The sequence below is a fragment of the Puniceicoccaceae bacterium genome (genome assembly GCA_040224245.1).
GTDB lineage: Bacteria > Verrucomicrobiota > Verrucomicrobiia > Opitutales > JAFGAQ01 > JAKSBQ01.
In genome coordinates this window covers 83,471-96,261 of the sequence record JBEGIR010000004.1, presented here as the reverse complement: position 1 = coordinate 96,261, position 12,791 = coordinate 83,471, and the positions used below count along the sequence as shown (strand labels likewise).

10 protein-coding genes are annotated in these 12,791 nt (G+C 55.0%); 8 read left to right on the top strand and 2 right to left on the bottom strand.

Going from position 1 to position 12,791, the window contains the following annotated elements:
* From ABQ298_00830 to ABQ298_00810, 5 genes are all read left to right on the top strand, one after another.
* On the top strand, positions 1-276 hold a 276-nt coding region (locus tag ABQ298_00830), incomplete at its 5' end, for an IS256 family transposase (GenBank protein ID MEQ9822911.1).
* A 272-nt stretch (positions 277-548) separates the two neighbouring features.
* A complete protein-coding gene (locus tag ABQ298_00825) occupies positions 549-824 on the top strand; it encodes a BrnT family toxin (protein ID MEQ9822910.1) in 276 nt (91 codons plus the stop codon).
* The gene (locus ABQ298_00820; protein ID MEQ9822909.1) at positions 802-1,062 is read left to right on the top strand and encodes a CopG family antitoxin; all 261 of its coding nucleotides are present in this window, start codon (positions 802-804) and stop codon (positions 1,060-1,062) included. The genes ABQ298_00825 and ABQ298_00820 overlap by 23 nt, the downstream gene beginning before the upstream one ends.
* Positions 1,063-1,331: 269 nt before the next feature.
* On the top strand, positions 1,332-1,622 hold the full coding sequence (locus ABQ298_00815) for a DUF167 domain-containing protein (GenBank protein MEQ9822908.1): 291 nt from the start codon (positions 1,332-1,334) through the stop codon (positions 1,620-1,622).
* A complete protein-coding gene (locus tag ABQ298_00810; GenBank protein ID MEQ9822907.1) occupies positions 1,619-2,476 on the top strand; it encodes a Sir2 family NAD-dependent protein deacetylase in 858 nt (285 codons plus the stop codon). Before ABQ298_00815 ends, ABQ298_00810 begins: the two co-directional genes overlap by 4 nt.
* Positions 2,477-2,500: 24 nt before the next feature.
* On the opposite strand, the gene ABQ298_00805 is transcribed toward ABQ298_00810, so the two are convergent.
* Together ABQ298_00805 and ABQ298_00800 are read right to left on the bottom strand one after the other, a co-directional pair.
* On the bottom strand, positions 2,501-3,769 hold the full coding sequence (locus ABQ298_00805; GenBank protein ID MEQ9822906.1) for a peptidase U32 family protein: 1,269 nt from the start codon (positions 3,767-3,769) through the stop codon (positions 2,501-2,503).
* 28 nt (positions 3,770-3,797) lie between these two features.
* The gene (locus ABQ298_00800; protein MEQ9822905.1) at positions 3,798-6,521 is read right to left on the bottom strand and encodes a valine--tRNA ligase; all 2,724 of its coding nucleotides are present in this window, start codon (positions 6,519-6,521) and stop codon (positions 3,798-3,800) included.
* Positions 6,522-6,632: 111 nt separating this feature from the next.
* Here ABQ298_00800 and ABQ298_00795 point away from each other — a divergent pair, with 111 nt between their 5' ends.
* The 3 genes from ABQ298_00795 to ABQ298_00785 all read left to right on the top strand — a co-directional run bounded on the left by ABQ298_00795 (position 6,633) and on the right by ABQ298_00785 (position 12,683).
* The gene (locus ABQ298_00795) at positions 6,633-9,461 is read left to right on the top strand and encodes a DUF294 nucleotidyltransferase-like domain-containing protein (GenBank protein MEQ9822904.1); all 2,829 of its coding nucleotides are present in this window, start codon (positions 6,633-6,635) and stop codon (positions 9,459-9,461) included.
* A 130-nt stretch (positions 9,462-9,591) separates the two neighbouring features.
* The gene (locus ABQ298_00790) at positions 9,592-11,289 is read left to right on the top strand and encodes a GAF domain-containing protein (GenBank protein ID MEQ9822903.1); all 1,698 of its coding nucleotides are present in this window, start codon (positions 9,592-9,594) and stop codon (positions 11,287-11,289) included.
* Between the two features lie 131 nt (positions 11,290-11,420).
* Complete coding sequence (locus ABQ298_00785) at positions 11,421-12,683, top strand: hypothetical protein (protein MEQ9822902.1); 1,263 nt, start codon at positions 11,421-11,423, stop codon at positions 12,681-12,683.
* Positions 12,684-12,791 lie beyond the last annotated feature (108 nt).

Here is a 12,791-nt window from a genome sequence, read left to right as displayed (position 1 = left end):
GGTGAAGAACTCCTGGCATTCTTCCGCTTGGAGGTTGCCAGCACGCTCAACACCACATTTCTGAGCACAAACATCATTGAAAATGCGATCAAAAATCTTCGCCGTCATATCGGGCGTGTGTGCCGATGGCGCGATAAAGCCGATCAACCCGAGCACTGGATTGCCAGCGGACTGCAACTGGCCCAGAGAGGATTCCGCAGAGTCCGTGGGCATCGCGATTTAGACCAACTCCAGAAAGCCCTCAAACGAGCCGAAAAAGGAGAACTTGCGGCATGAACGGCCGGGCTGCTTCGTATCTGCTATCTCCGACGAGTTTTAAGCCCATTCTCGATAGCAGAGCCTTCGCAGCCCTCGTCCCCGGAAGAAACTTGCACCAAACCCATAAATCGAACATCAAACTCATCAAGCCACCTCGAGTTTCAACAATAAATGGGACACCCCCCGCATCATCCCAGATGTGATCGTTATCGATTCCATGGGGATGACCACTATCGACGTTCTGCAGAAAGAATTTGATAATTCCATAATTATTCCTTTATTATACCATAATGGATTTTGAATACGATCCAGAGAAATCAAAGAAAAATTTGGAAAAACATGGGATCGCCTTTGATGAGGCAAAGCTTCTTTGGGAGGGACACGAGCCAATGGTAGTTCCAGCACGTTCAGAAGATGAAGAACGATTTGCTTTGATTGGGGAGTATCAAAAACGGCTATGGACGGCGATATTCACCGTTCAGGAGGGGAAAATCAGAATTATTTCGGTAAGGAGATCAAGAGATGGAGAAGCAAAAGGTTACTATCAAAGCAGAGGAACTGGATAAGAAATTCGATGATGGCGAGGACATTTCGGAATACCTCGATTGGGACAAGGCTCTTCGCCCCAACCTGGACCAGAAACGGGTGAACCTGGATTTGCCAATCTGGATGATCCAAAGCCTGGACTCCGAAGCAAGGAGAGTCGGCGTGACGCGTCAGTCCATCATGAAGGTCTGGCTGGCAGAAAGGATTAAGGCAGAACAAAACGTTTCGAGGAACTCCGAGACGCTTCGCGCCTCGTAGCCCTCGTACTCGACGTTCGCAAAAGAATTGAAAATCTTTCAATCGGATGGTAGAGGCGTAAGGTGGGGAAAGACATCCCGGGATGGGGTTGATTTGCCCTATTTCATCATGAGCAGAGCTTCTTCGCGATATCCGACAAAGATTTCCTTCGGATTTCGCCTAATTGCATCGAATGGGAGTGGTCGGGCGGTCTGAGTTTTGACTTTACCACGATGCAGTGAGGCTGCGAAAGTGGAGAGGTGACGACTCTTGATGCGACAGCGGAATGGATGCTTCCAGTTCGAGCGGTTCCGAACGCGAGCCGGGACGAGGTGATCGGGTGGGAAGCGGGTGAGCTGAAGGTGAAGGTGCGCGCGGTGCCGGAAGATGGCAAAGCCAACAAGGCACTGCTGCGATTTTTGAGCAAACAGACGGGATGTCCGCGTTCGGCTCTCGATTTGGTTGCGGGATCTACCTCCCGGCACAAACGCATCGCGGTCCATGGCATGTCGAGCGAGCGCTTTTTTCAGGCTTTGGGAGTTGCCAGTCAAGTGCCGGATTTGGATGCTCACCGAACATGAGTGGAATGGACAGATTCGATCCCTGGATTTGGGCGGCACGCGAAATAGCTAAGGCAGAAGGACTCGTGATCGGTGCGGGTGCGGGCATGAATGCCGACTCTGGAGTGATGGACGGAAACGCGGTGTTACAGGCGTTGGATGCATCGAACGCCTTCTCCGGTTGGCCACGGGAGTTGGCCGAGTTGGAATCCCCCCATGCGTTTTGCAAAGACCCCGAACTGGCGTGGGGCTGGTTTGCCCACCGACTGCAGCTCAGCCGACACACCCCACCGCATACGGGTCACGGCATCCTCAAGCACTGGGCGGATACACGGGAGCAGGGTGCGTTTGTGATCACGACCAACACGGACGGACACTTTGAGCAAGCGGGATTTTTGCCAGAACGCATTCATGAGATTCGCGGCAGCCTGCATTGGTTGCAGTGCTGTGAGGATGTCAGTGTGGAACCATGGTCGAGTGCGGGTGTTGACCTCAATGTGGATGGACAGACCGGGCGGGCATTGGGCACACTGCCGACTGGACCCGATGGCAAACTTGCGCGCCCGAATGTTCAGTTGTTCGGGGATCTGACGTGGAATGCATCCCGGTATGAACAGCAGCGTCAGCGCCTCGACGCTTGGCTAAAGGCGAAAGGAGAAGCGAGTGTGGCCGTGCTGGAGATCGGTGCGGGCACGCACACGCCGATCCTTCGCCGTCAATGTGCGGACATCGCAAAGGCGTTGGGAACCCGTGTGATTCGCATCAATCCCGCTGTGGACGGTGCCGAGGATGGAGCGGTGCAGCTCTGCGAAAATGCGGTGACCGCACTCGCGCGCCTGCACTTTCTGATCGCGAGCGGTGAGGCTGATTCCTGACATTGCGATCCGCAGACCTGCGCGTCAGGATCCGACTGACGGTGTCAGGGTATAGACCTTATCATTTGCGCGGACGCGCTCGCCAAGTGGAAAGGTGATGACGGAGCGTTGCGCAGCAACGCTTGCCTCACGGTCGTCCACTTGCATCGACTCAGGAGTGACCTCGAGCACTCCGGTTGTGCGACCGGTAATCAGCAGGGGTATGCCAAGCTGATATTCCCCCGCCTCCAGCAGCACCTGTGCGATGCCGGATTGCTGGTAGTAAGTTTGCACCTTCCCCACGTAAGTTTTGGTGAGCGTTGCCTTGGATCCTGAGGAGCGGGTCCAGGGGTCCAGTTTTTCACCGAGATAATAGCCACCCTCCCAGAAACCACGGTTGAAGACGCTGGAGAGGTGATCCATTTCTACGGCAACCAATGCCTCGTCGAAAGTTCGGGCCTGCCAGGCATCAATGGCCCGGCGGTAGCTTGACACCACCGTATGCACGTAGTCCGGCGAACGGCCGCGACCTTCGATTTTGAGCACGCGCACGCCGGCGTTGAGGATGCGGTCGAGCACTGGCAGCGTGCAGAGGTCCTTGGGGGACATGACCCACTGGTTGTCGATCTCGTATTGAAATCCGGTTTCGGAGTCGCTGACGGTGTACTTGCGGCGACACATCTGATAGCAGTCGCCCCGGTTTGCGGACGTTGCATGTTGAGCGAGACTCATGTAGCAACGACCAGAAACTGCCACGCACAGTGCACCGTGTGCAAAGACCTCAATCTGGATCTGTTCACCGCGTGGTCCGCAGACGTTTTGGCGATCAATCTCCCGAATGATAGACTCGATCTGATCGAGAGTGAGTTCCCGTGCCAGCACGATCACATCTCCATAGGTAGCATACATGCGCACCCCGGCGATATTGCACACGTTTGCCTGCGTGGAGATGTGAATGGGCACCTGGCGCGCACGCGCTGCTTCGAGCACGTAGGGATCGGCCGCGATGACTGCATCGATGTGGGTATCGGCGCAGGCATTGAGGATGCGATCCACCTCTGCAAATTCGGAGTCGTAGATGATGGTATTGAGAGTGAGGTAGGCCTTGCGTTGACGGTCGTGTGCCAGGGCCACGACCTCTGCGATATCCTCGACGCGAAATGCCGCCGAGCGTGAACGCATCTGCAGATTGCCAGCTCCAAAATAAACGGAGTCTGCCCCTGACTGAATAGCTGCTGTAAGAGCCTCCCATGAACCCGCAGGAGCCATCAGCTCGATGGAATGCGCCCTCGGATCGGGATGCTTGGCGTTCATGGCAAGGCTTCTGTGCCAGCGTGGTGGCTCAGCCCAGCTTGGCGAGCATGGCTTCGAGCTGCTCCAGTTTCGACTGGTTTTCCTCGAGCTGGCGACGTGCACCCGCAACGACCGCCTCGGGAGCATTGTCGACAAAGGATGCGTTGGCCAGCTTGGCTTCAATACCACGGATGATGCCCTTGAGTTTGTCGGTTTCCTTGCCGATTCGCTCGCGTTCCTTGTCGACATCAATCGCCCCACTCAGGTCAAGATACCAGCTTCCAAGGGGTGTCACGACGGCGGGCATTTGTTCGGGTGCCTCAGATTGAAGTGCCACCTCACCCATGCCGATGAGATTCTTCAGGGTGGTCAGATGGGTTTCGACCGAATCGCTTTCTGCGTTCGCAACGCAGACGAAGCGAACATTGCGATTCGAACTGAGATTGAATTCGGCCTTGAGCGAACGCACGATCGTGATGGTTTCGCGGATGGCATCAATGGAAGCCGTTGCAGCATCAAATCCGCCGATTCCAATCCCTGCCAGCTGCTCCCGCAGTTGCGCTGCACTGAGCGTTGGACTGTTGGCGAGGAACTGGTCGTCGCTGCCATACTCCATCAGGTGCCAGAGTTCTTCGGTGATGAACGGGCATACCGGATGCAGCAGGCGCAAAAATTCACGGATGACGAGATCCTGCACGGCCAGGCAACCTTCGCGCGTGCGTTCATCCTTGAGTTTGGTTTTGCATGCTTCGACATACCAGTCGCAGAAATCGGTCCAGAAAAACGCGTAGAGCGCATGGGTGATCTGGGTGAACTGATAGTCCTTCATCGCACCCGTGACCTGGTCCATGGTGCGCAGCAGACGGTGCAGCAGATCCACATCAATTTCATCAAGCGTTGAAGCAGCGATGCGTGCGAGGATCGCTTCGGTCGAGGAATTATCAGCAGATTCACCCGACATCTGTCGAAAACGGCAGGCATTCCAGATCTTGTTGCAGAAATTGCGCCCCTGTTCGACGCTTTCCTCGGAGAACCGGATATCCTGTCCGATGGGAGCGGTGTTGAGGATCGAAAAGCGCAGTCCATCGGCACCGTATTTGGCAATCAGGTCGAGCGGATCGGGGGAATTACCCAGGGACTTGGACATCTTGCGTCCCTGAATATCCCGGATGATGCCGGTGAAATAAACATCGCGGAACGGGATGCGCTCCTGAATCTCGCTGTCGCTGAGCTGGGTTTTTTCCGGACCCATGAACTCGAGTCCGGCCATGATCATGCGGGCCACCCAGAAAAAGATGATGTCGGGGCCAGTGACGAGTGCGGAAGTCGGATAGAACGTCGATAACCCCTGCTGTGCAGCTGCTGCATCATCGGGCCAGCCCAATGTGGCAAAGGGCCAGAGCCAGGATGATGCCCAAGTGTCGAGCACATCCTCATCCTGCTCCCAGTTCTCCGGGTCACCGGGACCCTCAAGACTGACATGCCAGTTTTCCGGTTGGGAGCGGTCGGCTCCCTTGCGGTACCAGACAGGTATGCGATGCCCCCACCAGAGCTGGCGGCTGATGCACCAGTCCTGAATGTTGTCGAGCCAGTGCAGATAGGTTTTTTCCCAGCGCTCGGGATGGAAGCGAATGAAGCCCTTCTGCACCGCGCGCTTGGCTTCGGAGACCTTGGGGTAGCGCAGGAACCACTGTTCCGACAGACGCGGCTCGATGGGCACATCGGCGCGCTCGGAAAAACCAACATTGTTTTCGTAGTCCTCGGTTTCGATCAGCAGCCCCAGGCGTTCCAACTCTGCGGCGGCGACTTCGCGTGCCTGAAAGCGGTCCATGCCGACAAAGGGAGCACCCGCGAGTTCGTTCAGTGTGCCATCGGGGTGGAATACGTCGATGACCTCAAGGTTGTGGCGTTGACCGATCTCAAAGTCTGCCTTGTCGTGGGCCGGGGTCACCTTGAGTGCCCCGGTGCCAAATTCGCGTTCCACGTGAGTGTCGGCAATGATGGGGATTTCGGCCTGAGGGAAGGGGCGAATCGCGTGTTTACCGATCAAGTGCTGGTAGCGTGGATCCTCCGGATGCACTGCAACCGCAGTGTCGCCCATGAGGGTTTCGGGACGGGTGGTGGAGATGTGGATGTACTCTCCGGGCAACTCCGCGATCGCATAGCGCATCTTGTAGAGCTTACCCTTTTGGGGCTTCATGATGACCTCCTCATCGGAGAGCGCTGTGAGGCTGACGGGGCACCAGTTTACCATGCGCTTGCCTCGGTAGATGTAGCCGCGCTTGAACAACTCCACAAAGGCGGTCAGAACAGCTTTGCTATAGGGTTCGTCGAGAGTGTGAACGGTGCGGTCCCAGTCACACGAGGCACCGAGACTTTGCAGTTGCTTGAGAATAATGCCACCGTGTTTGTCTCGCCATTGCACCGCAAGATCGAGGAATTTTTCCCGTCCGAGATCGTGGCGGGTCTTTCCCGATTTGCGTAGTTCGCGCTCCACGCGGGTCTGCGTTGCGATGCCCGCATGATCGGTGCCGGGCAACCACATGGCATTGCAACCGCGCTGGCGGGCGTCCCTCACGAGCACATCCTGTATGGTATTATTGAGCACATGGCCCATCGTCAGCACCCCCGTTACATTTGGCGGTGGAATGACGATGGAATAGGGGGGCTGCGAGTTGTTTGCAACACCCCGAAAGTGTCCGGAAGTCATCCACTTTTCATACCAGTGGGATTCGACGTTTTCAGGACGGTACGCTTTGCTTTCGATGGCCATGATCCCTTTTGTTAGGCCAGATTGCACGGGCAGTTGTCAAAGTCTTTTTTCCGGAAACAGGATTGACGATTCCGAATCACGCGAGTGCAATGCAGCGAGTCCTGACCGTTTATGCTGAAACTCAACGACCCGCTCTATCGACGTATTCGCAATCATGCGAATCAGGCGATTCGTCTATTGCCGGAGATCCCTGCAAAAGATCGGCTCAAAGCCTACAAGCAGTTCCTCAAACTCGAGCGACAGATGATCGCACGACATCATCGAAAGGGGGATTCCGGTCTTCAGGTGGCTCGTTGTGGTGCAGTGCTGGTGGACGTGATGCTGGAATCCATCATGCGCACGGCGGTTCTGACCCATTCCGAGCGACAGGGAACGCTGCCGTGCCAGTTTGCACTGCTGGGGCTGGGCGGATACGGGCGTGGGGAGTTGAACCCGTTGTCCGACGTGGACATCATGTTTCTGTTTCCAGACAAGGCAAATTCTGCGCAGCTCGCGACCATGAAGCAGATTCTTACGGACGAAGTCCTGTATCCGATGTGGGACTTGGGCTTTAAAGTGGGTCACAGCACGCGTTCGGTGAAGGAGTGCATTGATGAGGCGCAGGCGGACTACAAGACCCGGAATTCGCTGCTGGAAAGCCGCCGCATCCTGGGGTCGGCAACGGTTCACCAGGAAATGGAAGGGGAGTATCGTCGGTTCCTGGACAGCATGGATATTCGTCCCTATCTGGAGGAAATGATCCAGATGCAGGAGGATCGGCGCTCCCAGTATGGTGGCAGTGTATTTGCTCCGGAACCCAATGTGAAAAACGGAGTGGGCGGGCTACGGGACTATCAGGGTGTGCAGTGGTTGTTGCACCTGATGTATGGGCGGGCAAAATTCAAGACCCTTTACACCCACGACAACCTCTTTGCGAGGGACATGCGGGAGTTTGAAGAAGCCTATGATTTTCAGTTGCGGGTGCGTAGCGAGCTGCACTTCAACAGCCGACGTGCGACTGATGAGCTGACCCTTTCCATGCAGCGACTGGCAGCGGTCAATCTTGGGTATCAGGGCAACGCCATCGAGCAGGTTGAGCACTTGATGAAGGATTATTATTTTCACGCCCGCAACAGCCTGAGGGTGGCACGCTCCGTGGAGCAGCGCGTGCTCGAGACCTATGATGCGACGCGCGCCAAGCGCCGACGCCTGTTCCGACTGTCGGTGAAAAAAGTACAGCGCCTGGAAGTGGATGGGTTTGTCATTGAAAGTGACCGCATCTCAGTCGCAAATGAAACCGATTTCATGGCGGACCCGATGGCGATGCTGCGCTTGTTTGAGCTGATTCAGGCAAAGCAGGTTAAACCCACCATCGACACGCAGCGACTGGTTGCCGCGAACCTGCCCAAGCTGACCGGAAAGCTGCTGAAGCGTCCGGATTTCTGCTGCCGACTGGCCCAGTTGTTCACTCAGCCCGGTCGTGTCTTTCCGGTGCTGGAGGAAATGTACAACGCAGGGTTTCTAGCGCGGGTCATTCCCGAATTTGAGATGCTGCACTGCCTGGTGCAGCACGATCATTTCATGGTGCGCTATGCGGAAGATCAGAAAGTGCTCAAATCGATCCAGCGACTGGATGCGGTAGTGTGCGATCCGCAGCACCGCCATCGTTCGTTTTTGCCGGAACCGCCAGATGGAGCATCGCTCAATGAGCTGTATTGGATACTGTTGTTGTTTTCGCTCCGCTTTCCCGGCCTCTCCTCTGGCGTGGCGGATACTCCGATGCGAAAGGGCGCTGATGTGGGGGCGATTCTGAAACGGTTGCAGGTCGAACCCGAGATGGCGAAGCGAATCCTGACATTTATTGACAAGCATCGAAATGTGGCACGCTTCTGGCAGCGTGTGGATCCTGATGACTCTCGATTTATCCAGAAAATTGCCAACATCCTCAACGATCATGAAACCGCACGTTTTTCGATCTGGTTTCACTACTGCGACTCCCTCGGACGCAATGCACAATACTGGCAAGTGCACTCTCTGGAGACGCTCTCGAGCATCTATTCCGAGGTGATTCGACAACTGGAACTGGAGCCCCAACACCATGAATCTGGGAATGCAACCACGGAGAACCGCTCAGCCATGACGCGAATGGAAATCAAGGATCAGGCGATTCCTGGTGTGGGTGTCGATGAGATCGACGCACATTTTCAGTTGCTGCCTGTGCGTTATTTTGAAACACGCAGCGTCGAAGATGTAGAATTGCACATTTCGCTGGTGCACCGCCTGCTGGAGACCATTCGATCTGCGGATTCGCTGGGCAGCCTCAAGCCCGTCGTCGAGTGGCAGGATGATGCTGTGGGTGGATTCAGCGTGATCACGGTGGTCACCTGGGATCGCTCGGGACTGTTTTACAAACTTGCGGGTGCCATCAGTGCTGCGGGCATGAACATTCTGAAAGCCCGCGCGATTTCGCGAGAAGACCACATTGCGATCGATACCTTCTATGTCAGTCATGGGAAATCAGGGTTGGTCGAAAGTGAGCAGGTCCGTGCTGCATTCGAACATTCGATTGAAACGATATTGGTTCAGGGAGAGAAAGCGCTCGAACTCGTTCGTGAGCAGTATGAACTCAGTCAGAAAAAGGCATCCATGCTCGCACAAAATCCATTTGATGCCGCTTTCCCGGTGCGGGTGGATCTTTATTTTGACGAGGAGTTGCGGCAGATTGTGGCCGATTATCAGGGCAAAGACCGCATCGGACTGCTCTATCGTGTCAGCCGCACGCTCTCCAAGGAAGGTTTGAATATCGATTCGGTGCGCATTGCGACCAACAATGGAATTGCCACAGGTACTCTGTTGCTGAGTGACGAGAATCGAAAGCGCAAGATTGATGCTGAGCGATTGGAAGCCATTCGCGAACGCCTCATTGCAATTCTGAGTTCGGAGAACTGGCTCGCCGCCTGAGGGTGGTGCCTGCATTGCACCCGCAATGCGCCAAGAGCGAAGCAGAGGTGTATCGGGCTTGCAGGTGAGTCTGCAGGTCGGTATGCAAAGAAGACGCATTTTGAACCCCATGTGATTGCTGCCATTTTTCATGAGCTCGAACGTTCAGGATATTCGATTTCTCCAGTTGCTCTACCACATTGGAGAGAGCATCCACACCAGTGAAGACCCGCAAGCAGTGATGCAATCCGTGCTTGTGGAGGTTGTGCGTTATTTTGAGGTAGGGTATGGCACGATCAGCCTGTTCAATCCGGGCACCCACCGGTTGGACATTGAGGCATTTGTGGGACTTCCCGATAACTGCAGGGAATGGACCCTGCCGATGGGGGTTGGACTTACTGGCTGGGTCGCCCTGCACAACCGCAGCCTGCTCTCCGACGATGTGACAAGTGATTCCCGCTATGTGCGCATCGTGGACGGACTGCGATCCGTGATGGCCGTCCCCCTGCGGTATGAATCGACGACTTTGGGAGTGCTCTCGCTGGAGAGCCGAAAAACACACCGTTTCTCCCCGGAAAATCTGGAGGAACTCGAAGTGGTTGCCGATGCTTTGGTTCGGGTGCTCCATCGGATTTGGAGAGTCGTCAACCTGAAGACAAAATCAAAGCAACTGGAGTCCGTGGTGAAAATGGTCGGCAAGGTGTCGAACCGATTCGAACTGGACGGTATTTTGGCGGACCTGACCTCAGAGGCCCGACGCATCATCAACTGCGAGATGTGTTCGCTGTTCCTGCTGCGTTCTCCGGATCTGCTGGAGTTGGAAGTGCTCATTGACCGGGAAGGTCGACGTGAGCATATCGAGACGGTCTCCCTCCAGGAGACCTCAATGGGGGCTGCGGTGACCCATTGCAAGATTGTGGAGGTTTCGAATCTTGCCCAGACTGAGGAACACCATTTCATCGGACTGGATGCTCGGGATCGCATCGTCGGCATGCTGTGTACTCCACTGGTCTACGAAGAACAGGTGATCGGGGTTCTCAATGCATACACCTCCGTGCCGTATCGGTTTTCAAACACGGAAAAACAGGTATTCGGGGCACTGGCAGACATTGGTGCGTTTGCGATTGAAAACTCGAAACTCTACACCCGCATCATGGACAGTGAGAATCTGTTACGCCAGAGCGAGCGACTCACCACGCTCGGTACGCTTGCGTCGGAGATTGCCCACGAGATCCGCAATCCTCTGACCGTCATCCGCCTGCTGGTCGAAAGCCTCAGCCTCGACATTCCCGAATCCGATCCCAGAAACCGGGACATCAAAGTGGTGACAGACAACATCGACAATCTGGGGGAGATCGTAGGGCGAGTGCTTGATTTTGGAAAGAGCCAGAGTCAGATCTTTGGACGTTGGAACACCCACGACATTGTCAATGACTGCATCCGGCTGGTGCGATTCAAACTGCGCCGGAGCCAGATCAAGGTGACTTTTCTCGAGAGCGACAATGCGGTGGTCAACTGCAACAAGGGGCAAATCCAGCAGGTCTTTCTCAACCTCTTCATCAATGCGGAGGAAGCGATGCCGAACGGAGGGGAAATCTGCATACGCTCCCATCGATCCCCTGACGGGCATCAGATCTTTTTTGACGTTTGTGATACCGGAACCGGCATTCCGGAACCCATTCGGGAGGTTGTGTTTGAGTCCTTTCTCACCGGAAAATCCAATGGAACTGGACTTGGGCTGGCCATCGTCAAACGCATCCTGAGGGATCATCGTGGCAACATCGAAATCCTCGAGAGTTCGGAGCGCGGCACGACCTTTCGGTTTTGGTTGCCCGTTCATGCGGATTGAGCGGGATTCATGTGATTACGTATTGGTGGGTTGCCTGTTGGGGCAACCATCAGTGATCGGCAGGGAAGGAAAAAAGGAACGATACTGGGATTGACAGCTGCGGGGGATTTCGGTGCTTTCTTGGAGCGGTTATGGACGCTTCCCTTATCATCATCGCCGTTGGGTTCATGTTGGCATCCTATTCGGTGATCGCGAATGACTCGATTCAGACGCTAGGAACCTTTTTGCATTCCAACGCACACCGAAAGTGGTGGATGCTCTGGCTCTACTCGAGCACAATCATGGTCGCCGTGGTCCTGTATGGTTGGGCGAACTACAACGGGGATGTGTCCTATGATCGCCTCGACAAAGTCTACGCCAAAATGGTGGATTTTAAAAGTGCCCGTCAGGCGCTGCAAGCCGTCGAGTCTTCCGATATTGTCAGCCAGGATTCTTCAGTCCGGGGCTGGATTCAGTCCATTCGAGAGGGGCTGAAAGGGGCTGAAACTGTTTATCTCGGTGACAATACCCTGCTTGAGCAGCAGTTGCAAACCTGGTCATCGCAGATGCAATCCCTGCGAGAGTCTGTCTCACGACCCGAATGGAATGTGCAGCAGCAGGCGTTGCTTGAGCAGGCCGCAAGTGCAACGGATGCAGCCATTGAGGGCATGTTGGGGCACCGTGATGTAAGGGATTTTTTCAAGTGGTATTACGTATTGCCTCCGATTGTCTTGCTACTGCTGACGTATTTTGGGTTTCCAGTGAGCACGTCATTCCTGATCCTGATCACCTTCCAGCCAGCGGTGCTTGGGTCGATGCTGGTAAAATCGGTCAGTGGATATTTCCTCGCATTTGTAGTGGCCATCATCGTCTACCTGACGGTCATGCGTGTGGTTGAAAAACACTGGCGCATCAAGGGCGATACCGGGATATCGCGCTGGTGGGTCTTGGCCCAGTGGAGTTCGACGGCGTTCCTTTGGAGCATGTGGCTGATTCAGGATATGGCCAACGTTTTTGTCTACGTTCCACGCCCTCTTCCGGCGGTCGCACTCGTGCTGTGCGTATGCTGGATGGTCGCGATTCAGGGCTTCATCTTTTACACCAAGGGCGGCAAGATTCAGCAAATTGTCACTACCAAGACCAATACACATGACATTCGGTCAGCTACCATCGTGGACCTCATCTATGGGGTGGTGCTTTATTTTTTCAAGATCCAGAGCAATGTACCCATGAGCACGACATGGGTATTTATCGGCCTATTGGCTGGTCGCGAATTTGCATTTTCGCTGGGCTATCGCAAGGATGGACTCACCCTTCGTTCTGCCGCAAAATTGATGGGCAGGGATGCGGGCAAGGTGATCATCGGATTGCTGGTGAGCATCGCGCTCGCCTACGGGCTACGCATCTTTGGATAATTGGCAAATCACGATCAGGAGCATGCCTGGCCAAACAGAAAGTGCCGTTGATAGTTGAATAATGGCGCGAACTGTTCGTCCTATTTTGGGTACCAAGTCTTTGTTAAT